21 protein-coding genes are annotated in these 23,671 nt (G+C 56.6%); 11 read left to right on the forward strand and 10 right to left on the reverse strand.

Features of this window, described 5'->3' with window-relative positions; translation table 11 throughout:
- The first annotated feature begins 133 nt into the window (after positions 1-133).
- The 5 genes from HNR46_RS02725 (at position 134) to HNR46_RS02745 (ending at position 6,055) form a co-directional block, all read left to right on the forward strand.
- Positions 134-643 carry a Dps family protein gene (locus tag HNR46_RS02725; RefSeq protein ID WP_184015563.1) on the forward strand — a complete coding sequence of 170 codons (510 nt, stop codon included), beginning with the start codon at positions 134-136 and terminating at the stop codon, positions 641-643.
- A 207-nt stretch (positions 644-850) separates the two neighbouring features.
- On the forward strand, positions 851-2,230 hold the full coding sequence (locus tag HNR46_RS02730) for a sigma-54-dependent transcriptional regulator (protein ID WP_184015564.1): 1,380 nt from the start codon (positions 851-853) through the stop codon (positions 2,228-2,230).
- 15 nt (positions 2,231-2,245) lie between these two features.
- On the forward strand, positions 2,246-4,075 hold the full coding sequence (locus HNR46_RS02735; protein WP_184015565.1) for a sensor histidine kinase: 1,830 nt from the start codon (positions 2,246-2,248) through the stop codon (positions 4,073-4,075).
- Positions 4,059-4,685 (forward strand): response regulator, encoded by a 627-nt coding sequence (locus tag HNR46_RS02740; RefSeq protein WP_184015566.1) that lies wholly within the window; start codon positions 4,059-4,061, stop codon positions 4,683-4,685. Before HNR46_RS02735 ends, HNR46_RS02740 begins: the two co-directional genes overlap by 17 nt.
- Positions 4,682-6,055, forward strand: coding sequence for a dihydrolipoyl dehydrogenase family protein (locus HNR46_RS02745; protein ID WP_184015567.1), 1,374 nt, complete (start codon positions 4,682-4,684; stop codon positions 6,053-6,055). The genes HNR46_RS02740 and HNR46_RS02745 overlap by 4 nt, the downstream gene beginning before the upstream one ends.
- Here the strand turns inward: HNR46_RS02745 and HNR46_RS02750 are convergent.
- Positions 6,052-7,119 carry a lipid A deacylase LpxR family protein gene (locus HNR46_RS02750; RefSeq protein ID WP_184015569.1) on the reverse strand — a complete coding sequence of 356 codons (1,068 nt, stop codon included), beginning with the start codon at positions 7,117-7,119 and terminating at the stop codon, positions 6,052-6,054. The genes HNR46_RS02745 and HNR46_RS02750 overlap by 4 nt on opposite strands.
- 244 nt (positions 7,120-7,363) lie before the next feature.
- The gene (locus HNR46_RS02755; protein WP_184015571.1) at positions 7,364-7,534 is read right to left on the reverse strand and encodes a DUF1328 domain-containing protein; all 171 of its coding nucleotides are present in this window, start codon (positions 7,532-7,534) and stop codon (positions 7,364-7,366) included.
- A 264-nt stretch (positions 7,535-7,798) separates the two neighbouring features.
- Here HNR46_RS02755 and HNR46_RS02760 point away from each other — a divergent pair, with 264 nt between their 5' ends.
- From HNR46_RS02760 to HNR46_RS02770, 3 genes are read left to right on the forward strand one after another with little or no spacing between them, the layout of a single operon-like run.
- Positions 7,799-8,371 (forward strand): OmpH family outer membrane protein, encoded by a 573-nt coding sequence (locus HNR46_RS02760; protein WP_184015573.1) that lies wholly within the window; start codon positions 7,799-7,801, stop codon positions 8,369-8,371.
- Positions 8,372-8,388: 17 nt separating this feature from the next.
- Positions 8,389-8,898 (forward strand): hypothetical protein, encoded by a 510-nt coding sequence (locus HNR46_RS02765; protein ID WP_184015575.1) that lies wholly within the window; start codon positions 8,389-8,391, stop codon positions 8,896-8,898.
- A gap of 23 nt (positions 8,899-8,921) precedes the next feature.
- Positions 8,922-10,076 (forward strand): helix-turn-helix domain-containing protein, encoded by a 1,155-nt coding sequence (locus HNR46_RS02770; protein WP_184015577.1) that lies wholly within the window; start codon positions 8,922-8,924, stop codon positions 10,074-10,076.
- A 58-nt stretch (positions 10,077-10,134) separates the two neighbouring features.
- Here HNR46_RS02770 and HNR46_RS02775 read toward each other — a convergent pair whose 3' ends face one another.
- Complete coding sequence (locus HNR46_RS02775; protein WP_184015579.1) at positions 10,135-10,986, reverse strand: sigma-70 family RNA polymerase sigma factor; 852 nt, start codon at positions 10,984-10,986, stop codon at positions 10,135-10,137.
- A 404-nt stretch (positions 10,987-11,390) separates the two neighbouring features.
- Here HNR46_RS02775 and HNR46_RS02780 point away from each other — a divergent pair, with 404 nt between their 5' ends.
- Genes HNR46_RS02780 through HNR46_RS02790 form a run of 3 tightly spaced genes read left to right on the forward strand, consistent with a single transcriptional unit; the run spans position 11,391 to position 15,440 of the window.
- Positions 11,391-13,100 (forward strand): ATP-binding cassette domain-containing protein, encoded by a 1,710-nt coding sequence (locus tag HNR46_RS02780; RefSeq protein WP_184015581.1) that lies wholly within the window; start codon positions 11,391-11,393, stop codon positions 13,098-13,100.
- A 36-nt stretch (positions 13,101-13,136) separates the two neighbouring features.
- Positions 13,137-13,544: a hypothetical protein gene (locus HNR46_RS02785; protein WP_184015583.1), complete on the forward strand. Its 408-nt coding sequence runs from the start codon at positions 13,137-13,139 to the stop codon at positions 13,542-13,544.
- Positions 13,545-13,565: 21 nt separating this feature from the next.
- The gene (locus HNR46_RS02790; protein ID WP_184015585.1) at positions 13,566-15,440 is read left to right on the forward strand and encodes a hypothetical protein; all 1,875 of its coding nucleotides are present in this window, start codon (positions 13,566-13,568) and stop codon (positions 15,438-15,440) included.
- Between the two features lie 22 nt (positions 15,441-15,462).
- On the opposite strand, the gene HNR46_RS02795 is transcribed toward HNR46_RS02790, so the two are convergent.
- The 7 genes from HNR46_RS02795 to HNR46_RS02825 all read right to left on the reverse strand — a co-directional run bounded on the left by HNR46_RS02795 (position 15,463) and on the right by HNR46_RS02825 (position 23,664).
- Positions 15,463-15,768: a DUF971 domain-containing protein gene (locus HNR46_RS02795; RefSeq protein WP_184015587.1), complete on the reverse strand. Its 306-nt coding sequence runs from the start codon at positions 15,766-15,768 to the stop codon at positions 15,463-15,465.
- On the reverse strand, positions 15,765-16,415 hold the full coding sequence (locus HNR46_RS02800) for a YggS family pyridoxal phosphate-dependent enzyme (protein ID WP_246417877.1): 651 nt from the start codon (positions 16,413-16,415) through the stop codon (positions 15,765-15,767). Before HNR46_RS02800 ends, HNR46_RS02795 begins: the two co-directional genes overlap by 4 nt.
- A gap of 38 nt (positions 16,416-16,453) precedes the next feature.
- Positions 16,454-18,712 carry a carboxy terminal-processing peptidase gene (locus tag HNR46_RS02805; RefSeq protein WP_184015591.1) on the reverse strand — a complete coding sequence of 753 codons (2,259 nt, stop codon included), beginning with the start codon at positions 18,710-18,712 and terminating at the stop codon, positions 16,454-16,456.
- 89 nt (positions 18,713-18,801) lie between these two features.
- Positions 18,802-19,434 carry a PDZ domain-containing protein gene (locus HNR46_RS02810; RefSeq protein ID WP_184015593.1) on the reverse strand — a complete coding sequence of 211 codons (633 nt, stop codon included), beginning with the start codon at positions 19,432-19,434 and terminating at the stop codon, positions 18,802-18,804.
- Between the two features lie 64 nt (positions 19,435-19,498).
- On the reverse strand, positions 19,499-20,062 hold the full coding sequence (locus HNR46_RS02815; protein ID WP_184015595.1) for a polysaccharide biosynthesis/export family protein: 564 nt from the start codon (positions 20,060-20,062) through the stop codon (positions 19,499-19,501).
- 36 nt (positions 20,063-20,098) lie between these two features.
- Entirely contained in the window at positions 20,099-22,264 is a 2,166-nt protein-coding gene (locus HNR46_RS02820; RefSeq protein ID WP_184015597.1) for a GumC family protein, read from the reverse strand.
- A 152-nt stretch (positions 22,265-22,416) separates the two neighbouring features.
- On the reverse strand, positions 22,417-23,664 hold the full coding sequence (locus tag HNR46_RS02825) for a porin family protein (protein WP_184015599.1): 1,248 nt from the start codon (positions 23,662-23,664) through the stop codon (positions 22,417-22,419).
- Positions 23,665-23,671 lie beyond the last annotated feature (7 nt).

Raw genomic sequence — 23,671 nt, forward strand, 5'->3', positions numbered from 1 at the left:
ATCCTTTCCCGTGCACTCTGCACGGAACCCACCTCTAAAGCCGTCCCCTCTCGAGGCGCCATTTCGTTGGCAGCCAAGGCGTCAGACCTCAAGCTTCGCGCATGGAGCAGTGTTTGCTGGGAATTCGCAGCACATGAAAGCTTCATCCACGAAATCCAAAGCGAAAACCACAGAAGATCTGCGCATCGGCCTCGATGCCAAACAGCGTGATAAGGCCGCCTCCTTGCTGAAGTCGATCCTCGCCGATCAACACGTTCTCTATCTGAAAACGCGGAATTTCCATTGGAACCTTATCGGTCCCCGATTCCATTCCCTCCACGAATTCCTCGAAACTCAATACGGCGAGCTTGCCACCGTCATCGACGCCACGGCCGAGCGGATTCGCATGCTGGGACATGTCAGCCCGGGATCGATGCAAGAATTCCTCGATGCGGCCACCCTCAAGGAATCCTCCGGCGAGGCGATTCAGGGACTCGACGCCCTCTCGGTTCTCCGCGCCGACCATGAAACGGTGACCCGCGACCTGCGTAAGGCCATCGAGACTCTTTCCGAGATCGGAGATGCAGGAACCGAAGATTTCCTCACCGGCCTTCTTCAGAAACATGAGCAAACCGCTTGGATGCTCCGCAGCTATGAGGGCTGAACGAACAGCATCGCTCGCGTTTCCTGGCACCGCCGCCTCTTGGGCAGCGGTGCTGTTTTGCACGACATTTTGCTCAATTCGTGCATTTTGCTCCTGATTCGACGCTCCCCCTCTCTCCCAACCCGCCCTCTCCCCACTGATGATAAGCCACTTTTGCGCGAACTTTGCAAAAGGCACGCTATCTGTTGGGGAACTGCTCGCTGAACTATGGACATCCTGATCATCGATGACGAACGCTCCATCCGCCTGACCACTTCGCTGGCACTGGAGAATGAGGGACACTACGTTGAGTCAGTGGACTGCTCGGAAGCAGCCCTCCGGCGGCTCCGAGAAGAAAAGTTCGACCTCATCTTCCTCGACCTTCGGTTGGGCGATGAAGATGGGCTGGAGGTGCTCCCGAGAATTCTCGAAAAGCATCCTCGGCAGCTCGTCACCATCTTCACGGCCCATGCTTCGATCGAAACGGCAGTGAAGGCCACCCAGGCCGGAGCATTCGATTATCTGGAGAAACCCTTCACTCCCGACCAGCTTCGGGCGATTCTGGTCAAGGCGAAGAAAGCCCTCGCGACTCAGGGAGAAGTCGTTCGCCTCCAGGAAACCGTCCAGGAGCTCAAATCCGAAGCGAGCCAGAACACTCCACCTCTTGACTTTGCTTCGGAGGACACCCGCACCAATCAGGAGTTTGATACCCTCTTCAGGGCGGCCGCATCCCCCGCCTCGGTTCTGATTCTCGGGGAAAGCGGCACGGGAAAAAGCGTGATTGCCCGTGAGGTGCATCATCGCAGTCACCTTCGGGAGAAACCTTTTGTCACCGTAAGCTGCCCGAGCCTTTCTCGGGAACTTCTGGAAAGCACCTTGTTCGGACACATCAAAGGATCCTTCACGGGAGCGGTGAAAGACACCTGGGGCAAGGTTCACGCCGCGGAAGGTGGCACGCTGTTCCTCGACGAAATCGGGGAACTGCCGATGGAAATTCAGCCCAAGCTCCTGCGGTTGCTGCAAGAGCGTGAATACGAACGCCTTGGCGAAAACAAAGTCCGCCCCGCCAACGTTCGAGTGATCGCCGCCACCAATCGCGATCTGGCCGCTCAGGTCGCCGCAGGTGAATTCCGCGAAGACCTTTACTATCGACTCAACGTCATCAGCGTCCGAGTGCCCTCCCTGCGCGAGCGGCCGAAAGATCTGGTCCGGTTTGCCGAGAGTTACCTTATCCATTTTTCCAATCAGATTGGTCGCAAGCTCCGTGGATTCAGCCCAGAGGCCATGCGGGTCATCTCGACCCATTCGTGGCCGGGCAATCTCCGCGAACTTCGCAATGCCATCGAACGCGCCACCATTCTTGCTCGTGGAGAGTGGATTGAGCCGATCGACCTCCCCCGTCCTGAAGCCTCCGAGACCATCGCCGCCGGCAAAAGCTCCCAGGGAACGGGACCGAACGTCGGGGGCGAATTCAGCCTCGATCAGTTGGAGGAAGCCCACATGCGCCGCATCCTTGAATGGGCGCCCACCCTCCAGGAAGCGGCCTCCATTCTCGGCATCGACAAGGCCACCCTCTATCGAAAGCGGAAGCGCTTCGGCATCTCCTGATCCTCCCTTCTTCTCATGCTCCGCGCCCGTTTGTTTCTCGGCCTCCTCACCCTCGTCATCCTCCTTTGGGCGACGGGGGCGGCCGCGTTGGTCATCCTCAACGACGCCGACACTCGATTTCAGGGTCGTCTCAAGCAGGATTACCAGGCCATCGACCTTGCCCAAGGGCTCAGGTCTTACACGTCGATGCTCAATTCGACCTACATCACCACCCTCGCAGGGCCTGCGCCCGAAACCGCACCCGATCGTCAACTTTTTGACGAAACCCGCACCAAGGTCGAAGACACCCTGCATGCCCTCCGTCTCCTCGGTGGTGGGAATGAACGATGGGAAAGCTCCCTTTCCTCGCTTACCGAAGCTTTGGGATTGTACTTTGGCGACTACGAACGGCTGCTCACCAACGAAGTCGTGGATCGCACGGAACGCTCGGATCTCCTCAGAACCTTCGGTGCCCACACCCAGCGCATCACCGACCTCGGAGAAAGCCTGACGCACCTTGCTGAAGAACAACTCTTCAATGCCAGCCGGGCATTGGCGGCGGAATCGGGCAAAAACACTGCTTTTCTGGCAACTTTGGTCGTGCTGGGGACGGCCATGGCGGTGATGATTTACTTCCAACTCCTCCGCCATCTCGTGGAACCGGTCGTCGGGCTTCGCGACTCCATGGAACAAGTGACCATGGGTAATTTTGAGCTCACCCTGCCCATGCCCACGGCAGGGAGTGAATTTGGATCGCTCGTGACCACCTTCAATTCAATGGCGGAAGAGTTGCGCATCCGCCGTCGTGAGACCGACGAACGACTCTTCCGGAACAACCTCGTGAATCGCGCCCTCCTCTCTGCCATCCCCTCTCCCGTGTATGTGCTCGACCTGCACGGTGACACCGTCCGCCTCAATCCTGCCGCCGAAGACCTCAACGAGTCCCTCGGTCTCGGGACGCGACTTCCCGGAAAAGTACTCCGCCTTTTCCAAAACTGTCAGCAGCAGGGTCACAACCACCTTCCTGAAGATCCTCGAGAAGCACTCCTTTTCCGGATCGATGAAAAGGAGCATTTCTTCCTCCCCCGCATCTTCCGCTTCTCCGCCGGGCGCAATGAGCAAAACCCCTACGCTGGATGGGCCGTGCTGCTGCATGATGTGACTCGCATCCGCTGGCTCGACGACATGAAGACCAACCTCCTTTCCACGGTCAGCCATGAGATCAAAACTCCGCTTACCGGGATCCGCATGGTCTTGCACCTTCTCCTCGAAGAAGAAACCGGACGCCTGTCGGACATGCAGAGAACCATGCTTTCGTCCGCAAGTGAAGATTGCGAGCGTCTGCTCTCTACCCTCAACACTCTCCTCGACATCTCCCGAGCCGAAAGCGGTTCCACTCATCTTGATCTCCGGCCCACCAATCTCCGAGACCTCGCAGATCAAAGCATTCACCTTTTCGAGAGCAAAGCCTCCGCATCCCGCATCACCCTCCGAATCGACGCCGCCGACAACCTCCCGCAGGTGATGGCCGACCCCATGAGAATCAGCGAGGTAGTCCACAATCTCGTCTCCAATGCCATCAAGCACAGTCCCCCTGGAGGCAACGTCGACGTCCACATCGCCCGTTCTGGGGCCGACTTTGTGAGGCTCTCTGTGCTGGACGACGGGCCCGGAGTCCCCGAGGAAAGCGAAGGTCGAATCTTCGAACGCTTCTACCGCGCTCCCAACCAGCGCACCGACGGCATCGGACTCGGCCTTTTTATCTCCCGTGAAATCATGCGCGCCCACGAGGGACGCATTGGTCTCAGCGAACGAAACCCCGACCAAACCAGAACCGAATTCTTCATTGATGTCCCGACTGCCTGACAGCACCCGGGCCAGCGATCGCAGCCCCCTGCGAATCCTCGTCGTCGACGACGAGCCGACTCTTCGGCTCGGCTTCGCGTATGCCCTCACCAACGCCACCACTCAGGCGGAAACCGCTTCGAATGGGGCAGAGGCCCTCGAACGTCTCGCCGAGAAGTCGTTCGACGCCGTGGTACTCGACCTCCGCATGCCGGATGTCGACGGGCTTGCTGTCATTGAAGCCCTTCGCCGGCGGGGCGATTTCACCCCTGTAATCCTGTGCAGCGCTTACATCACGGTCCATTCAGCCGTGAAGGCCATTCACCACCACGTGGTCGATTTCCTCATGAAACCGGTCAAACCCGTGGAACTGCGATCTGCAGTCAAATCCGTCATTCACCCTGGCGACTCATGGCTTGAAAAGGGACTCGCCTCCGCACGCGCCGGTCGACTCGATCAAGCTCTCGATTTCCTCGATGCCTCCGATCAGGGAACGCTTCGTGAAAGTTCGTGGCGGCGCATTCTCAAAATCATGCACGAGCATCCCGGTGAACTCGAGCGCATCGAGTTTGAGCTTTCAGAGTCCGTCCTCGGTCAGTTGGCCCACCAAGCGGACAACGTGCGCACATGAAGCCCTTTCGCTTGATCGTGATCGGTGGAGGGAGCGCTGGCCATGCCGCTGCCCGGACCGCGGCGCGATTGGGGTTGGAAACACTCTTGGTCGAGGCGGCACCCACCCTCGGCGGATTGTGCATCCTCCGGGGTTGCATGCCTTCCAAACTCCTCATCGCCACTGCCGATCGCATGCGCGAATGCCGCAGTGCCGACCATTTCGCGGTTCGAAACAGCTCTCCTCGCCTCGATGAGGCACAATTGCGGAGGCGGCTCCATCAAGTCATCTCAGGCTTTCAGGATGCGCGGCGACAAGAAATGGCGGCGGCCCCCTATCGACTCATTCGGGATCGCGCTCAATTCATCGACCCCCATACCCTCCGTCTCGAAAACTCCGGAGACACCCTCCGAGCCGACGCTTTCATCGTAGCAACAGGATCCACGCCGTCGATTCCTCCCATTCCTGGCCTTTCAGACACCCCCTTTTGGACCAGCGACGAGGTGACTCAATTCCCCTCCTTGCCGTCGAGCGTTACGATCATCGGCAGTGGAGCCGTCGGCATGGAATTTGCCCACCTTTATGAAGGTCTCGGCAGCCAAGTCACGGTGCTCTCCCGATCCTCACGGATTCTTTCGAAACTCCATCCCGACCTCGGCCAAACGGTCGCCGCTGCCAGTGAGCAACGAGGAATCGACATCCGATTCCAAACGGAAGCTCAATCTGTTCGCCACGACGGCTCACGATTTCATCTTCACCTCAGCGACGAGTCTCACCTCTGCTGCCAGGCCCTGATTCTCGCCACGGGGAGAAGTCCATCCACTTCATCTCTCCATCTCGATCAGGCCGGCCTGACCACCGACGACACAGGCCGACTGCCGATCAATGAGCTGACACAAACCTCCCAGCCGCACATCTTTGCGGCAGGCGACTGCGCTAGCCCCTTGCCCGTCGTTCACCTCGCCGTCGTTCAGGGAGAAGTCGCAGCCCACCAAGCCGCACACTTGAGAACCGATCATCAGGTGACCGATCGAAGCTGGGAGCCTCATCTCAAAATGCAGGGCATCTTTACCCATCCCGAGGTCGTTTCTCTCGGAGTGGATCCCCATGACGATGAACTGGAAAGCCAAGGTCTCCAGCAACATCGCTACTCATTCTCCGATCTCGGAAAAGGGGAAATCCTCAACGCTCAAGGGCACATCCGATTGGTTTCAGAAAAATCAACCGGGCGGCTCGTGGGCGCTCACGCCGTGGGCCCTGGAGTCGTCGACAGCTCCCACGTCATGCTGCTTGCCATCAAGAATCGCATGACTCTTGACGACCTTCGCCGCACTCCATTCTACCACCCAAGCTTGGCAGAAATCTGGAGTTATGCCCTCGATTCGGACTAGAAGCGAAGCTTGACCCCTACCGTTCCCACCTGCGCGATCCCTCGCTGGGTTCGGTACTCCTCCGTCCGCCAAGTGTGCGCATAGCTCAACTCAAGACGACGGTAGCGAACGCCAAATCCCGCATAGACTTCCGCAACAAATGGGCGTCGTTGAATGCCCGTATTGAAGTCGCTGAACATCGGGCCATCCAGAGTCGCATCGTGCGCCACTCCTGTAAGGCTGCCGCCAGCAAGAAGAAAGACTGACCAATCGCTGTCATAGTCGAAACCGGAATTGAAATACCGGTGAGTGTACGCCGTGGGCGACAACCGAGGATCTGAAAAGTCCGGCGGCAAGTTGTATCCGACTCGAAACATTCCACCGAGATGCGCGTCCGTGCGAAACGTCCCCAATCTCACACCCCACTCACCAATGCCGTCCACCCGCAGGATCCCATAACCCATTTGGGCGAAATCCAGTCGGCGCTTCTGGATGAAGCTCAAATCCACTGTCAATTCAGACGGGATCTGCTGGTCCCAACCGTTGAACTTCTCCACCCCACGCAGATCGTGAATGAAATCCTGTGTCGCCTCAGCAAAGGAGTCAGGCCCTGTGGTCCCAACACTCAATTCAACGGAATTGAGAATACGTTCATCTTTTACATGCAAAGAAAATCCGACCCCGGTCCATCCCGCATATCGCCTTTGAAATGGGGGCTGCGCATACGAGGCATTATCTTGAGGCGTGTACATCAGCTGAGTCAGTGAAAAGCCGTAATTGTACACGATCTGTTCGGGGTGCTCGAAACCCGTCACCTTCTGGAAAACTTCGAAACTGTCTGCATCTCCTGTGAGGCGCCTCAGGTAACGCTGAACCCCTATCAGGTCCTCCACCCGCTCACTTCCTGAAATCCACGCCAGTCGAGCTCCATTCGTGTAGTCGCGGTCCTCACCGCCAAAAAGGTCGTTGTCCAAATAGAAGGTCAAGTAGCCGTCATCATCAAATGTCGGATCCGGCAAAGCCGCTTGTGCCGAAATCAAGCCCATCACGCCCAAAGCTCCAAAAGTTCGCAGGAAGTTCTTCATTCTAACAGAAGTGCATATTCAAAAATGGGGGAGGCATTGAGCCTCCCCTTGGAGAAGTTCTCATCGGGATCTTGGCGAAGAATCTCAGTGCCGCAACCCACCCGTGGGACGGCGCGCTGGCAGCGCGCGCGCCCACCTTCGGGAGATCACAGAGCCGAAGACACCCGCCAGCAACATTTGCGATTTTAAAATCAGCATCGCTTCAAGGAGTTTGCGGTGGAGTTCAGAATCGGTCGCTTGCTCCTTACGGAGTGCCCCCCCTGACAGCGCGACTGATGGCGGAAATCACCAAAAGCACGAGGAAGATCACGAAGAGCACCTGCGCCACCGTCGAGGCAGCCCCGGCAACTCCTGAAAAACCGAGCAAGCCGGCGATCAAAGCCAGCACGAAGAAGATAAGAGTCCATTTCAACATAAGTTTCCTTTCGTCGTTTCATGTTCGTCATCGCAGTCCCGATGCCGACCTAGCCACGACCCCCTTTTCATGCTGATATTGAGCGTCTTGCACTGTTCGAACGATATCTCCGACGCCTTCTCAGCAATGCAATCTGCATCGTTGCCATCCCCACTCATCGTTTCTCGCAATCCGCTTTCCGCCCGTCACTCAACGCCAAGGCCAAACGCGCGGAAATACGGCCAGATACTCGACAGTCGAGAAGGGCAGGTACATCCTAGCCGCATGCTTCGCCTCGCCCTTGGCGTTCTCGCCCTCACGATCAGCTGCATTTCCGCGGCCCCGGAGATTGCGGGGGTGCGGATCGCCGACATCTATCGTCAGCTCAAATCTTCTCAAGAGATCGCTATTCAAGCGGAAGCGGCAAAAACGGCCGTCGCCGAAGACCCCCGCTTTGACGCCCTCCGAGAGGTGCAGCTGCAAATGGAGGACCTCAAATCCCAGATTTCCACGCTCGAAGAAGGAGATACGGCGGCCGCCGAACGGCTGCGTCAGCAACTCATTGTGAAAAGCGACGAGGAGGTTTCGCTTCGAAAAGAAGTGATTGTTTTCCAAGGCGAGCAATTCAAGGCCATCCACCGTCGTATGGTGGACCAAATGGAGGCAGAACTTGCGAAACTCCACGCGAAAGCTGCCGAAATCGCCACCACCCACGGATACCCGTTGCTCATCGACCTCTCCGGGAAAACCAATACCACACTTCCCTTCGTCATCTATGCCAAGGATCCGGTAGATCTCACCGACCTGGTACTTGCCGATTGCGAACTCATCGATTCGACCGAAACTCCCGAACCCTGATCACTCCTCCCCATTTCATGGAAAACTTCACCGACATTTTGAAGCAGCCCTTCGTCTGGGGCTTGGCACTTGGCCTCATCCTCGCCTTCTTTGCGTGGAAATCTGGCATTTCGACCAAGATCCGCCTGTCTCGCGACATCCGGCGCCTCGAAAATGAACTACGCGAGCTCCAGGGCCACTTGAATACCCAGCTCAAAATCAACGCGCAGGGCAATCAATCCCTGCAGGATGAGCTCAAGACTCTCAAGGAGCAGAACGAAAACCTTCGGATCTCCAATGCCACCCTTCAATCGAAACCCGGTCGGGCTGAAGTGAAGCAATACCAGATCATGGAGGCGGCCGTTCGCCAAATGCGTGAGCAGGCGCCTGGATTCGCCCCAGCTTGGGAGAAAGCCCTGCGGGATGCAGAAAGTGAATTTGAAGCAGGCGAAAATGGTCTGCGCCGCCTCGTCCGCAAAGTCATGCCCGCCATCGGCTACCAAGCCGGCAACGGCGGTGCCGGTGACGACAAAGACGATCCCAACTGAGTGTCTGCCCCGGTTCCCCAACCGTGAGCCCACTCCAAGCACTGCTTCACGCTCTCGACCGCTCCGCCATCGAGTGGGAAAACCGGCGAATCACAGCTCTCGAACTTCCCCCAGGTCCAAGCCTTGACGAGATCCTCGTTCTGGAAGGGCCTGGGATTTTTTTTTCTTGGGACAAGAAGGGAAAATCGCTGACGACCAGCCCGATCCTCCCAGGCCGCTGCGCCACGTCTGCCGAAGGAGGCTCCTGGCTCGCCCTCACCTGTCCCGATCAAAGCCTCATGATCGGACGCCTGAATGCCCCGACACTTTCCCTTTCCGATCCCGAGTGGATCGCAGAATTCCGTCCTCAAATTCTCGATTGGGCCACGACTCCAACCCCATGGGATCCACCAGCTCGTTGGATGGGGACCCTTGGCAAAGCAGCTCAGGCCATCCACCTGATCGTCCGACTACGACAAGCCTTGGCTGAAGCAGTCACCCTAAAATCGCATCAAGCTCCCCGCTCTCGCCACCAAAACCTCCCGGGAGAACTCCACGAATGGCTCAATGCGCAGTGGCCGCATGCTCCGACCATCGAAGAGGCCGCAGAGCATTTCTCCATCAGTCGGCGCCACTTTTCCCGCGCGTTGGAGCAAACCAGCCACTTTCCCTACTCCCGGCATCTCGCCGTTTCCCGCAATCTCCTCGCTCGTGATCTCCTCATTCGCAGTTCGGACGGCATTAAGGAAATCGCCGCTGCCTGTGGATTTGCCGGCCATGAACCGTTCATTCGCTCTTTCAAAGAGTGGACCTCATGGACCCCTCTTCAATTCCGAAAGGAATGGCAACGCCGCCTCAAGAAACAAGCTACCTTGAAGGAGCTGTGTCAAATGGGGCCCCGCCAAAGACTCGCTCAGCAATCGGAATTCCCCACCGAAGCCTTACCGGAGCCATTCCCTTCCTTCCATACGCTGATCGTCGCGAATCCTCACCGTACCCCGTTGGAGGTCTTCCATCATCCTTCCCCCGGCGTTCGTCACCGCATGGCACTGCTCTCCGAGGGCCAACTGCATTTTCTTCCCTCTTCCGAAGCGGGGACGATTTGGCAAATTGAGTCGCCTCACACAAATGGGCCTCAATTCTTCACCATGCCCGCCGATCACGCTGAGATCGTTCTCGAGACCACCCGTTCTTCCTGAAAACCAAAAAGCCGCATCCTTATCGGATGCGGCTCTGAAATGGGGTCATCTCTGAAACTCAGCCGGCAGCGGCGCCGTCGGCGACCTTCGGCAGCGGGAGTTCCTTGCGGCGCAGCGCCTTGCGCATTTTCGTCAGTGCCACGTTCTGGAGCTGGCGAATCCGTTCACGGGTGACGCCAAACTCACGACCCACTTCCTCCAAAGTCATCGGCTTTTTGCCATTCAAGCCAAAGCGCTCGTCAATGATACGGCGCTCCCGCTGATCGAGGATGGCCAACAGATCGTCCAATTCTCCATGCAGGTTCTTGTCACTCAGCGCGTCGAGGGGATTCTCCGCACGATCATCGCCAATGATTTCACCATACTCGGTCGCCTCGCCTTCGTTGACTGGAGCATCGAGAGAGGTCGGGCGTTGCGAAGCCTGCTTGAGCATCGCTAGCTTACGGCGCGGCAAGCCAATCTCATCCGCCAATTCCTCGTCGGTAGGCTCGCGGCCCAGAACCTCGGCCAACATCGTGGAGATGCGGCGCATCTTGGCGATCTTATCGACCATGTGAACAGGCAGACGGATCGTCTTGCTCTGATTGGCCAAAGCCCGCTTGATGGATTGCTTGATCCACCAGGCTGCGTAAGTGGAGAGCTTGCCTCCCTTTTCAGGGTCGAAACGCTCGACAGCCTTCATAAGGCCAATATTGCCCTCCGAAATGAGGTCGGAGAGGGGCAAACCATAACCTGCGTAGTCCTGGGCAATTTTGACCACCAGTCGCAGGTTTGCATTGATCATGTGAGTGCGAGCCGCCTTGTCTCCCTGCTGGATGCGGGCGGCCAACTCGACCTCTTCCTCTGGAGAGAGAAGAGGAGTTTTCGAAATTTCGCGAAGGTACAGCTTCAGATTTGAGTCGCTTTCCATATCCGTCAGTGAGGTTTAGATTGAAATGCAGGAAATCTGGTTTCCATGAGTGAAACGCCGCAGAGGGAACTTTTATTCCAAATTTCGCCTCAGAATTTGTAATCACATCGTGGTCACCGAGGGTGCCCGCTTGTTCTCGCAAAATAACCAGCAAACAACGTACCTTGGCACCGATCAGGTGTCAAACTCTCCGTGAGACCCTAAGATTAAGGCCCTTTCAGCCTTTGGGGATCCTCGCTAGCCTATCCCCGCCATCGGTCAAATCGTCCCAACTGTGGCAAAACGCAGCGGGCAAAGTGCAATCTTGTCGCACTTCACCGAGATTTCCTGATGCTCGGGCCGATTTCCTTCCTTCCCCGCGAAAGATCCGCTTCTTTCGAACCGAACGTTAGATCCACCTCATCGTGCTCGAACTCCAAGACGTATGCTTTTCCATCTCCAAAGGCGGAGAAACCGTATTGTTGGTGGATCACGTTTCCATCCGCGTCCCGAAGGGCCATTTCATGGCCATCGTAGGCCCTTCGGGATGCGGTAAAACCACGCTCCTACGCACCATCGCCGGCTTGAACCCAGAGTCGGCCGGCGCCTTGTTTTGGGAGGGCCGAAATCTCTCCGAGGAGCAGGATTTTGAGCCTTCCGAGATCGGCTATGTTCCTCAGTTCTCCATCGCCTACGATCCTCTGACGGTAGACGAATCCATCGAGGCCGCCACACGTCTCCGGGTGAAAACCCGCAATGCCCAGGATCTGGACCATCGCATCGACCGGGTGCTCGAAGAAACCGGCCTCACCGCGATTGCTGACCGCCAAGTTCGGGTCCTTTCAGGAGGACAAAAGCGACGGCTGGGCCTGGCCATGGAGCTGGTATCCAATCCCAAGCTCCTCTTGTGTGATGAAGTCACTAGTGGACTCGACCCCCGGTCAGAGCGGGAAGTGGTGCGCCTCCTCCACGATCTCTCCCGACACGATGGCCGAACCGTCCTCTCCGTCACCCACTCTCTGGCTCACTTGGAACTCTACGACTCCATCCTCGTGCTGCACGAAGGAAAGGTCGCCTTCCACGGCCCGCCGGAGCTCCTTACCCACTACTTCTCCGTCGACGATACCGAAGAAATATACCCAAAGCTCGCCACACAGCCCAGCGAGCGCTGGCTGACGTCGTGGTCAAAACACCGGGAGGCCTATGAGGGCAAAATGTTGACCAGCGAGCCTCCGCTCCCTTCCGAAGTGCCAACACCCGCCGAGACCTCAGCTCTCCCCGCCCCTGGGTTTCTCGTGCAACTGGGGACTCTGCTCTCTCGACGGTGGCGGATCTTCTTCCGAGATAAGGGACAAATCTTCCTCCAGCTGGCGATCATCGTCTGCTTTCCGATTCTCGTCACGCTGTTCTCGGACAAGGCCGAGGGCCCGATTTCAAGCTTATCCGATGCCCGCCAAGAGAGCCTCCAAGCCGAACTCCAAGAGCAACGCATGGTTCGACAAGAGCAAGTCAAGGTCGGCTCAGCGGTGAGCGGGATCATCATGTTTCAAGTCATTCTCCTTTCCCTGATGGGCTCAAACAATTCCGCCCGAGAAGTCGCGGGGGAACGACCCATCTTCGAAAAGGAGAAATTTGGAGGCCTGCGGCCCTCCGCCTACCTGGCCAGCAAGATCATCTTCCTCGGAGTTCTGGTGGTCGTTCAATCGACATGGATGGCAGCATTCGTGAACTTTTTTGGCAGCTTCCGGGGCGACTTCACCAGCCATCTGCTGTTTTTGACCTTGGTCAATGCCGCGATGACTGCGGTGTGTCTGGCCATCTCCGCCCTGATGAAAACCGCTGAACAGGCCTCCCTGCTGTCGATCTACTTGGTGGGCTTCCAGCTTCCACTTTCAGGAGCCGTCCTTGCGCTTCCCGAACAAGTCGAAAACTGCACGCGACCCTTCATTTCTGCCTACTGGGCTTGGTCTGGAAGCGTCAGCGCGTTGGATGGTAAGGTCCTCAATGCGGTCAAGTCCGTGATCGACACCTCCCTATCCACCCATTCATCCTGCCTGTTCACGCTGTCACTTCACGTCCTGGTCGGTCTGATTGCCGCTTCCATCGGCATTCGCCGCCACCATTGGCAACATTGATCCCCCCTATCCACCCTTACCCTTCACTCGCCTATCATGCCTCGCCGCGCCAGTTCTGGACCCAAACCCACCCTTATCGTCAGTCTCATCGCGATCGCGGTGCTCGCCTTCGTCGGGGGCAAGGCGTGGATCGGTCAAAAGGGTTCCTCCTCGCCCCTCGACGGCGCCCCCTTGGATATGGTTCAGGTCGAAATCAATTCCAATGCCCTCCGCGGCAACAGCTACGTTGTCGATGGCATGATCGATGGAAAACTCGCATGGACCGCCGATCAGGGACAACTCATCTCGCTCCAAGTGGGCGAGAACGATCAGGCGCGATTTCTCGGAATCGAGATCCCCGCCGAACTTTCCAAAATCAACATTGAGCGGGGCCGCCACTACGCCTTCCGCGTCCGCTTTCGGGACCGCGGCATCGCCGTCGCCGAAGCGGTCCAGCCGCTCTAAAACCATCGCATCCCTCTCTCGATGAAGCCGCTCTGCCTTCTTGCTGCCACCAGCTCGCTCGCCTTCTCCCAGGTCTACGTTCCCCCTCCTGCCGATCATTCGCAGGCGGACCGCACGCCACAGGACACCGTCGTCCGACGCGATTCCAAGCCGACGTCCGCCCCACCGCTCGCCGGCAACGAGCTCCCTTTTCTGGACCCATCGAGCGAACTTGTCTCCTGGAACGGCCACAGCTGGTCCGCCACGGACAACCGACTCGTTTCGGCACGATTCGAGCGTTACCTCAATGAACCGGCGGACGATTCCGAGCAGGCAGTCGAATACCGCAAGACCATTGCCGAAATCCTCGCCTGCATTTCACCCCACCACGAAGGAGGCCCGGATTTCTCGGGAGGAGTCGCCTTGCTCCCCCGAGCCTCTTCCTACCCGGGCGACGCCAAGCTCTGCGATTCCCTTTCCCAAGCGATCTATGCCGCTGTCCTCGCCAAAAAGGACGTCCGCGCCACCAAGGCCTTGATGGAGGCGATGGAGCAGGAAAAACAACGGATGATCCACAATGCTGACGTCATGGCAGCAAAGACCCGTGTCAACCAGACGCGAGAGACAAAAGGAGGAAACAACGAGACGGTCACCGAAAGGGTTCCGAAAAATGGCACCGGAACCGACTCTCTTGAATACAAGGACACCGTCAAGCGGGCCGCCGAGATCGATGCGCTCTCCAAGGCCAATCGCGCCAAAGGGGAACTTCAGATCATCCAGGCCAAGGCTCAATACCAAGCCTTGATGGTTCAGTTCTTCGGTCAACGGCGATTTGAGCACGTCCTCATGGCAGCGAGGTTCTATCATCAGGTCTTCAAGGATGGCGACAATGAGCTGAGGATCGACAAGAACTCCGACCTTTCCAAGATGCTCCTCGAAACTTTCGGCACCAGTCCGACCGTCGCAGCTCTCGACTCTCTGGCGAGTGAGGCCATCCGAGATGTCGACAAAGGCGTCGAAGCCTTCGAATTCCTTTCGGAAAGAGGCGAACTGGAAAGTGCCTCCAAACGCCTCAGCGAAGCCTACATGGTCGGTGAATTCATGCCGACGATTCAGACCCTGCCCCGGGAAAAGAAGCGGAAGATCCTCGAATACGTACGAGAGTCATACAAGTTGATCGCCGCCATTGACGCCAAGGATTACGCCACCGCCGAATCGCTGATCGATGGCCTGAAAGAAACAGCATCCGATTTTGATGCCACCAAACCGACGGCAGCGATTGCCACCTTCACGCGGGTGAGCAACATGCACATCGATGCCGCCAAGCACGCCGCCGCTCAAGGCGACACCGACAAGGCCGCATCCGAGATCCAAAGCGCCATGGAAGTTTGGCCACAAAACCCCAAACTCGCGGAATTTGACCAACTCGTCTCTCAAAGCAGTGGCCTCACTCAGATTCGAAATGATTTCGATCGCCTGATCAGCGAGAGCAACTTTCGCGAGATTCACCGCCGCCAATATGAGATCGCACCGGCAATCCACGGGGATGCCACTCGCGAATCCGCCTTCAAACAGATCATCGGCAATATCTTCCGCATCGACGGAGCTCTGGCCAAAGCGTCTGAGTTCGAAAAGATGGATCAATCCTATGCCGCGTGGGAGCAGCTCGCGACACTTCGGGAGGAATTCCCAGATGACCCCAAACTTGGGCGCAAGCTCGAACAACTTGCTCCCAATGTCGCGGATTTCACCAAAGCACTCGACCAGGCCCAAACTTTCGAGAACCGAAGCGACTCTCAGGTGGGTTCCGCTCTAAGCTGGTATCTCAAAGCCCGATCCATCTACCCGGCTAGCTCGCTGGCTCAGTCTGGGATCGACCGCCTCACCGAACAAATCCTTCCAGGGGCCACACCTTGATCATGGCGCCGACGCGGCTTGTTCAGTTTTCGGCTGCAGCCGCCAGCTGGCGCAAAAGAGGATAGCTGTAAATCCCTGTGGAGTGGCCATCCGCCCATCGGATCTGCAAACCGTATCCTCCCACGGTCTCCATCCCGGTCACTTCGCATCCCCGATCCCCAATGGTGCTTGCCGGCACCACCACGCGCCCCAATGCATCGGGTTCGCCCTGACATTGCGCACACGGGCAAGCACGACGAAGCAAAAGGAGAGGTATGTACGCTTCGATGCCGTCGTCGAAAGCCAAGGCCAATTCACTGCCAATGACGGCGGTATGTTCCAGTTTCATGCCGGATAAAATCGATCTCCAAAGATTGCCGAGCCCACACGAACCAAAGTCGCACCCTCGGCGATCGCCACTTCGTAGTCCCCACTCATCCCCATGGAAAGCTCGGGCAATGCATGGCCAGAGCTTTCCTGCAGCTCATCTCGCAACTCGCGCACCTGCCGAAACCATTTCGCGGCCATCGCCGAACTTGCTTCTTCCGGTGGAATCGCCATCAGACCTTGCCATTGAAGATGCTCCAATGCCATCAGCTCGGCAAACTCCCCGTGAAGGGTTTTGATGGGAAAACCTCCCTTCGAGATCTCCCCGGCAATATTGATCTCCAAAAAAACCTTCGGTCGCACGCCCATCTCGTCGGCGATTCGGTCAATATGTCGCGCCAATCGGAGGGAACTCACGCTGTGAATCACGGAGAATGCTTCCAGCACCTTCCTCACCTTGTTGCGCTGAAGAGTTCCAATGAAATGCCACTCAATATCTGAGGGCAACTCCCTGATCTTCGCCTCTGCCTCTTGCTGGCGACTCTCTCCGAAACTTCTCTGACCTGCCTGGTAGGCCTCTTGGATGCTCTCCCAACCAAAGGTCTTCGATACGGCAAGAAGCTGAACTTCGTCACGCGCCCGCCCTCCTTGGTCACAGGCGCGATCCATTCGACTTCGAATCTCCCGAAGATGATCGACGATGGGCATTACCGAAGATTCGACGACTTCAGCATCCCTGCCATTTTTGCGTCCCGAGTCACGTCGATGAGATCCCCTAAAACCGACAATGCTTCGCGTTTGAACGGATCCAAACCACTGGGCCACTCTGGAGTCGTATCGAGTTCTTCAGTCTTATCCTTGGCCCGGCGCATATTGCCGCTCGCCTCCTCCGTCGGATCAAAGAGCTTCAACGCCTGCTCCTCATTGGCATCGTCCAAAGTGAGCTTGTAGAAAGTGAATTGCTTCTTGTCGCCTTCCTCCATCGTGGCAAAGCGCTCCCGGCGTTCAGCATTTCGTCCCTTCTGCAACTTGTCCGCGTCGGCCAATTCTGCTTGGCGTGTCGCCAACACAAGAGAAACGTCATTGCCCTCGCGCCGCTTTTTCTCACGAGCCACATCCTCAAGGATATAACTGAAGTCCTTCGACGCCTCGACACGCTTTTCGCTGAGTTCCTGCAATCGAGGAACGAACAAGTTCGCCTTGGGCATCGGATCAAATCCAGGAGCAGGACGAATCACATCGTGATCCAAGGCGTGGTCCAGGTACTTTTCGCCGATCTCCAGGGCATCCATGAGGCTGGGCAAAAGGACGTCTGGAATCACTCCTTGGTTTTGCGTCGAAGAACCCGAGGGACGATAGAATTTCTGGATCGTCACCTTCAAGGTCCCCGCCCGACGGCTTTCGGCAAAAAGCGGCATGTGACGACCGATATCCATCGGCTGCTGCACCGTTCCTTTTCCAAATGTGGAAGATTCGCCTACGATCACCGCCCGGTTGTCATCTTGCAAAGCACCGGCAAGAATCTCACTTGCAGATGCGCTGCTCTTGTCCACGAGAACCACCATCGGGCCGGAATACATCGGACGCCGATTGTCCGATTCCTTCACCTGCACCTGACCCAAAGTGTTCTTCACTTGAACGACAGGAAGCCGATTGGTGAAGAAGCCGGTCATCCTCCGAACTTCTTCGAGGGAACCGCCACCGTTGTTTCGAAGATCCAACACCAGACCGTCGATTTTCTCGTCAATCAATCGCTGCAACAGGACCTCGACGTCGGTAGAGCAACGAGTATCGCCTGCATCAAAATCCGCGTAGAATGAAGGAAGCGTGATGAAACCAATCCGCTGTTTTTCTTCCTCCTTGCCAGCGACATCGATCACCTCAGCCGTGGCCTGCTCATCCTTAAGCTCCACCTTGCCTCGCTGGATCACGATCATTTGCGTCTCCCCGGGAACTCCTCCAGCAGGCTCCACCTTGAGCCTCACTTCACTTCCCTCGTTCCCGCGGATCAGATCGACCACTTTGTCGATCTTCATGAACATGATGTCGACCATGTCCTCTGGTCGCCCCGAATTCGTCGGATCCACGCCCACCACCCGATCATTCAAACGGAGTTCCCCGGCACGGTCCGCTGGGCCATTCACCACAATGCCCATGATCTTGGTCGCCCCATCCTCTTCGGCTTGGAGCAAGGCGCCGATCCCCACCAGCTGATTCCGCATATCATCTCGGAAGCGCTCCATCTGCTTGAAGCTGAGATAGTCCGTATGCGGATCAAAGGTCTTGGCAACGGCACTCAGAAAGTACGTCGCGACGTCATCCGAATCCACGTCCTTCACCGAATGAAGAAACCTCTCATAGCGCAGCTTGATCTTGTCCTCGGGACTCCGTTCGTCTTTGAAAAGATCCTCTTTGGACTGCTCCTTCGCCAGCTTCATCAGCATTTCGCGACGCAGCTTCTCAGAAAGAAGCGACTCCTTGATCTGCTTACGAAACAGGTCTTCCGCTTCCTTTTCATCCTTCGGCCATGCTGCATCCTTCCGTGTGCGCATGATCGTTTCAGGTTGGGTGAAATCGAACTCATCCCCCGAAAGGAGCTCGTTGGCCTGGGCAACACGAGCTTCCACGCGCTCCACAAAGATCTGATAGATGTCGTTTGCGGCATCCATGCTGTCCTCTTCTAAAAGCATCGAAGCCAATCGTTCACCGTACTCCGATTGGAACCGGTCGACGTCCTTTTGGGTGAAGTAAATCCGTCCGTAATCGAGATCCCGAAGGTAGGTTGCCAAAAAGTCGTCGCTCAGTTCTTTGAAGGACTGATTCGCTCGATCAAAGTGGCTGTTCTGGAGCATGATCGCCATCTGGCGTCCCACCTTGTTGAAATCCGTTTGCTCCGCACAGGCCACCTGGGTTCCGGCCAATGCCAACGAAAACGCGGCGGCCACTTGTGATTTCAGTCCGAACATAGAATGGAACTTGGGAAAGAGGTCTCAGGAGCGTCGCACACCACCTCGGCTTGTCGAACCCAAAACCCTGAGACGTTTCCTAAGAAGCGTCACGAACTTGGGTTTTGTCTCGCGGCCTCTTCCTTCAACCACTGAGAGAAGCGCGCTTCCTTCGCCTCCTCCTCCCTCGCAGGATCAAGCGCACCATCCAGAGTGGGAACACTCCACGGATGTCCGCTCAAGACGACCTCCCACTCCTTCATTTCCCCATCTCTTGAGACCCAAAGGTGGACTCGATCACCCGGACTCAGTTTGGAAATCATTTCCCGAAAAACAGAGCGGGCTGTTGCTCCCCCAACCTCCTTATCCTCGACCTTAAGAATCAGGTCCCCAGGCATCAAACCCGCCTTCTCTGCTGCCAACCCAGAAACTGTCCCGTCGATTCGAACCCCATCAGGATCAAGTCCCATGACAATTCCCAGAAAGCCCGGACCATCACCCTGAAGCTGCTCCAAAATGACTTCTCTCACCGTCACCCGGATCCATGTCCGAATCTCAGGATCGGGCTCCAAAGTGGCCATTTCCAGCAGAACGCCTACTCGAGCGTCCTTCTTCTCCCGAAGCCACCGATCGAGAGCCTTTTGACCAGCAATGCGGATCGGGTACTGCTCACTCCCCAACTGCTCGCAAATCGCTGGGGGGATTTTCTCACCTCCAAGAACAAAGCAAGGGATCCCCGCCATCGCGAAGATCCCTCGAAATAGGGCGCGGAGCCAAAATCTGGCCCAGAGCGACTTCATCACGGCATCACCGCCCAAAGATGTTCTTCTGAGGAACTTCGATAGTGTCGTTCGGCTCAACCGCCACCGTCTTCGAAGCAATTTCCGTCAAATCATACTCTTTGACCTTCCCGTCTCGAAGAAGGCGAACCCGGTGCATGCTACCAAATTCATTCGCTCCTCCTGCGGCCTGCACGGCGTTGTAGAGGGTAAGACCGCGGAAATACTTCACAGGTCCTGCCTTCCGAACGTAACCACCCACCGTCAGCATCAGTTCGGTAAGCGTTTCATCGCTGCTCGAAATGACTTGGATCGTCGGGCTGGTGTAGATCTTTGCAGCCCGATAACTGGCCTCGATACTCTGCGCGAGGGCCTCGGGACGAAGTCCAGCAGCCCGAACATTTCCGATGTAAGGCATCCGAACGTAGCCACCCTCAGACACCGGGTAGGTGTTGTTGACCCGGGCCGCCTCTTCCGGCGGCACCCCGACGATACGGATCTCAATTGCACGCCCAGCCTGAATCGTCGTCTGTGCCTGAAGTTGGTGCCCAAAGGCGACAAACAAACAGAGGAGAGTAAGAAGAAATTTCATATTTTGAGAATCTAGAGGTTTCGGACCAACCGCCCATCAGTAGAGGTCGTCCTGATCCTTGGAGGAGGAGCTTCTTCCCGATCCGTCGGAACCTGCCACAGACTTTGGCTTCGCGCCACCCGAAGGTTGAGGCGAATCCGATGGAGCGTAGTAAGTGTAATAGCTCGTGTAATATTGATATTGGCTATCGCTGCGGACATCCACGTTGTTCAGAACCACGCCAATCACGTGACCGCCCACCCCTTCAACGGTCGACTTGACTCTTTGAAGCATGTTGCGCGGAAGCTTGCGATGCTGGACCACAATCATCGTCAAATCCACCTCACTGGCCAAAACCGATGCATCGCTCACCCCAAGGATTGGCGGGGAGTCGACCAATACCAGGTCAAACCGTTGCTTCACATCCTGAATCAGTTCGGACATGCGGCGCGAGTTCAAGATCCCAGCGGCATCGGCCGGAAGGATCCCCGAAGGCATGAAGTAGAGATTATCGACCGGAGTCTGCAGGATCACATCCTCAAGCATCAGGTCCGTGGTGAGGTAATTGGTGAGGCCCACCGAATTGTTGATGTCGAAGAATGTATGAAGTCGCGGACGACGAAGGTCGGCGTCGATCATCAGCGTTGTGTAGCCGCCTTGCGCACAAATGTAGGCCAGGTTGACAAGAGTCGTCGACTTCCCTTCACCGGCTCCACCAGAAACCACTGTAATCGCATTGTCTTCAGGGTTCTTGCGATTGAACTCGATGTTGGTTCTGAGGATCCGGTAAGCCTCCGCATCGGGGCTCATGCCACTCTGCTTGTAAAGCACACCCACATCCTTCGGAATCACCGCCAAAACGGGAACTTGGAGATAGCGCTCCACGTCTTCCAAGGTCTTCACGGAAGTATCCAGATACTCAAGGAGGAACGCGATCCCCACTCCGAAAATCAAACCTACAATCGCGCCCAGAGCCAAATTCAAGGTGACGTTGGGAACGACAGGCGCCTGAGCTTCCACAGGTTCTTCGTGAACAATCACTGGGTCCTCCGAAATTCGGCGCTGCATCTGCTCGCCGATTTCTTTGATCTTCAGATCTTCGAGGAGCGCTTGCGCTGTTTCGAAATCGGCCCGGGCATCATCAAAGCTCTGACGGGCAATCCCCATGGTCACGGCTTCGTCCTCTTTTTCATTCGCCGCTTTCTTCAGTCCTTCTGCCTGCCGTTTGCTCAACTCGAGCTGGGCATTCAAAGTTTCACGCAAGGCGACCACCCCGTCTTGAAGTTGGCTCCACAAACCATCCAACACCTCCTTTTGCTGCCTCACGTTCGGGTGATTCTCACCCAATCCACCCGCCTTGAGAGCATCCAAGGTGCGCTGAGCCTCCAAATACTGAGGGTGCAGGGTACGAATCACGTTCTCCGGAAGATTCAAGCCCGCAGCATAGGTCATCAATTGAGGCCCCGAGTAACGAAGCAGCGTCTCAATCTGACTCTCCAAACGCACCTTCTCCGCCTCAAGCTCCGCATACCGTTGGGCAGCCACACGAGCATCGTCGATTTCGTTGTAGGCCTGACCCTGGCCGGAACGCGTCGGCACATAAGGAATGCGTTCGGTCCGAATGAGAGTGGTGAGAGCCCGTCGTTTTTCCTCCACCAGGTCCTCTTGAGCAATCACAGCCTCACGCAACTCGGCCAAGGCTTGGTCGGATCGCTTGTTCTCCAGCTCAGCACGACGGAGGCGGTAGGCCTTTGAAACCCGCTCGGCAATCATCCTGGCATCACGAGGGTTGGAAGCGCGCACCTTGATCTTGATGAGCTCCGTGCCACGAATGTTCTCTGCATCAATCATTCCCGCAAGCGACTGCCGAACTTCCTCACGATCAAGGTTCCAGTGATTCGTCAGATCCAATTCATCAATCACGATGTCCAGAGTCTTCTGGGCGGTGATGACCTCAAACTCCGTTTGAAGGAAGGACTGGGTGACTGCAGATGCCGTTCTTGAGACGATCCCTGGGAGCACTTCCAATGAAGGAGCACTCGATCGCACCTGTAAGGTGGCCGTAGATTCATACTTCTTGGGCATCACGTAGGTGATCACCAACGCGGTCATGAAGACCAAGAGGAAGGCCAACAAGATGATCCCGTAGCGATTTCGGATCACCTGCCAGTAGTCGACGGCGTGGAGGCCAGCCTCAGCGCTCTGCGAATTTGGAGAACTCATGAATGTGGATTGGGGGTATTTGCCTAAACCCAAGGCAGCTTATCAAACGAAAAACTCCCGCAATGAAGATCATTGCGGGAGTTTGGTAAATTGCGCGAATTGGAAAGCTGTCGAAAAAATTTAAGCGACGTTAACCAATTAGCAGGATTCCATTAGAACTCGGCGCGAACTCCAACGCTCACCCGGTTACGATCGTAGGAGTAGCCCACGAAGTCCGAGTTGCTGTCGGTGTAGTTGTAGGACACGGTGCCATAAAGGGAATCCGTGAACTTGACGGACAAGCCGAGGTAAGCATTGACGAGATCTTCATCAATCCCACTCAGAGTTGCAGCGCCAGCGCCCGCCACCAAGCGACCGTCATCGAACTTGGCAGTGATGTAGTCAACACCCCCAAACACGCTCAGCATGGGCGAGATGGCATACTCACCGGTGATCCCCAGACGCATGGTGCGGCGGTCATCGAAGTCATAAAGCGGACCGAGCGGAGCCGTTTGACGAACCGTATCGTAAACTTCGGACCCATACCGGGCGAATCCGCGAATGGAGAAGACATCGTTGATGCGAGAACGAAGGGCGACTTCCACGAACGGGCTGGTGCCATCGCTACCATTGACCGCGTCCGTCTCACGAACTTGAGCACCACCACGGGCGATCAAAATGGTATTCGGGCTGAAGCGATGCTCGAGACCGAGGAGGAAGTAGTGAGAGTCCGAGTCGGCTGCGAGACCATCGGCATCAGTCTGCGAATAGCGGTAATCAAAGGTCACCACCGACTGAGGAGTCAGCTGGTAACGGAATTGTTGATAGAGACCCCAGATCGTGCGATCCGAATTCGAAACGTTGTTTTCGTAATCGAGGATCGAGAAGTTGAAACCGGTGTAGGTTGCAAGACGCTCGGTCCAGCGGTAGCCGATCGAGTTGTCGGTCTGAGCGTAGAGGTAAGCATCAAGCTGACGCGAGGAAGCGAATCCGTAAGCGTAGTCAGGCTCAAGCTCGTAGGAAACAAAGTTCCGGCTGCTAAAGCGAAGACGCTCGTTGAAACGGTGAGTCCAGTTCACACCCACTCGAGTTTGTGGGTAGAGATCGTCGGTGCCGGCAGCGGCAGGCTCATCGATGTAGTAGATCAGACCGAGGCGAGCGTAGACATCGAGAGTCGACTGCGGAGTGATGTTCACGAACGACACACCCACATAGGGGTTAAGGCTGAAAGCCTCGTCATTGGCACCAGCGCCAGTGGCGGTCGGCGATACATTGTCGTCCCACACTGCATTCATGCCCACCACCCACTTGAGGGGAAGGCTTTCCTGAGCTTCGGAACCGATGTAGTAGAGACCCTCAGCGGCAGAAGCAACGTTGAGCGCTGCTGCAGTCGCAAGAAGGGCGGCAAAATGGGATTTCATACTGTAG

Source organism: Haloferula luteola (assembly GCF_014201715.1).
GTDB lineage: Bacteria > Verrucomicrobiota > Verrucomicrobiia > Verrucomicrobiales > Akkermansiaceae > Haloferula > Haloferula luteola.

Coding starts and splice junctions, on each gene's coding strand:
- HNR46_RS02725 (WP_184015563.1), top strand. CDS start 134: ATGAAAGCTTCATCCACGAAATCCAAAGCGAAAACCACAGAAGATCTG.
- HNR46_RS02730 (WP_184015564.1), top strand. CDS start 851: ATGGACATCCTGATCATCGATGACGAACGCTCCATCCGCCTGACCACT.
- HNR46_RS02735 (WP_184015565.1), top strand. CDS start 2,246: ATGCTCCGCGCCCGTTTGTTTCTCGGCCTCCTCACCCTCGTCATCCTC.
- HNR46_RS02740 (WP_184015566.1), top strand. CDS start 4,059: ATGTCCCGACTGCCTGACAGCACCCGGGCCAGCGATCGCAGCCCCCTG.
- HNR46_RS02745 (WP_184015567.1), top strand. CDS start 4,682: ATGAAGCCCTTTCGCTTGATCGTGATCGGTGGAGGGAGCGCTGGCCAT.
- HNR46_RS02750 (WP_184015569.1), bottom strand. CDS start 7,119: ATGAAGAACTTCCTGCGAACTTTTGGAGCTTTGGGCGTGATGGGCTTG.
- HNR46_RS02755 (WP_184015571.1), bottom strand. CDS start 7,534: ATGTTGAAATGGACTCTTATCTTCTTCGTGCTGGCTTTGATCGCCGGC.
- HNR46_RS02760 (WP_184015573.1), top strand. CDS start 7,799: ATGCTTCGCCTCGCCCTTGGCGTTCTCGCCCTCACGATCAGCTGCATT.
- HNR46_RS02765 (WP_184015575.1), top strand. CDS start 8,389: ATGGAAAACTTCACCGACATTTTGAAGCAGCCCTTCGTCTGGGGCTTG.
- HNR46_RS02775 (WP_184015579.1), bottom strand. CDS start 10,986: ATGGAAAGCGACTCAAATCTGAAGCTGTACCTTCGCGAAATTTCGAAA.
- HNR46_RS02785 (WP_184015583.1), top strand. CDS start 13,137: ATGCCTCGCCGCGCCAGTTCTGGACCCAAACCCACCCTTATCGTCAGT.
- HNR46_RS02790 (WP_184015585.1), top strand. CDS start 13,566: ATGAAGCCGCTCTGCCTTCTTGCTGCCACCAGCTCGCTCGCCTTCTCC.
- HNR46_RS02795 (WP_184015587.1), bottom strand. CDS start 15,768: ATGAAACTGGAACATACCGCCGTCATTGGCAGTGAATTGGCCTTGGCT.
- HNR46_RS02800 (WP_246417877.1), bottom strand. CDS start 16,415: ATGGATCGCGCCTGTGACCAAGGAGGGCGGGCGCGTGACGAAGTTCAG.
- HNR46_RS02805 (WP_184015591.1), bottom strand. CDS start 18,712: ATGTTCGGACTGAAATCACAAGTGGCCGCCGCGTTTTCGTTGGCATTG.
- HNR46_RS02810 (WP_184015593.1), bottom strand. CDS start 19,434: ATGGCGGGGATCCCTTGCTTTGTTCTTGGAGGTGAGAAAATCCCCCCA.
- HNR46_RS02815 (WP_184015595.1), bottom strand. CDS start 20,062: ATGAAATTTCTTCTTACTCTCCTCTGTTTGTTTGTCGCCTTTGGGCAC.
- HNR46_RS02820 (WP_184015597.1), bottom strand. CDS start 22,264: ATGAGTTCTCCAAATTCGCAGAGCGCTGAGGCTGGCCTCCACGCCGTC.
- HNR46_RS02825 (WP_184015599.1), bottom strand. CDS start 23,664: ATGAAATCCCATTTTGCCGCCCTTCTTGCGACTGCAGCAGCGCTCAAC.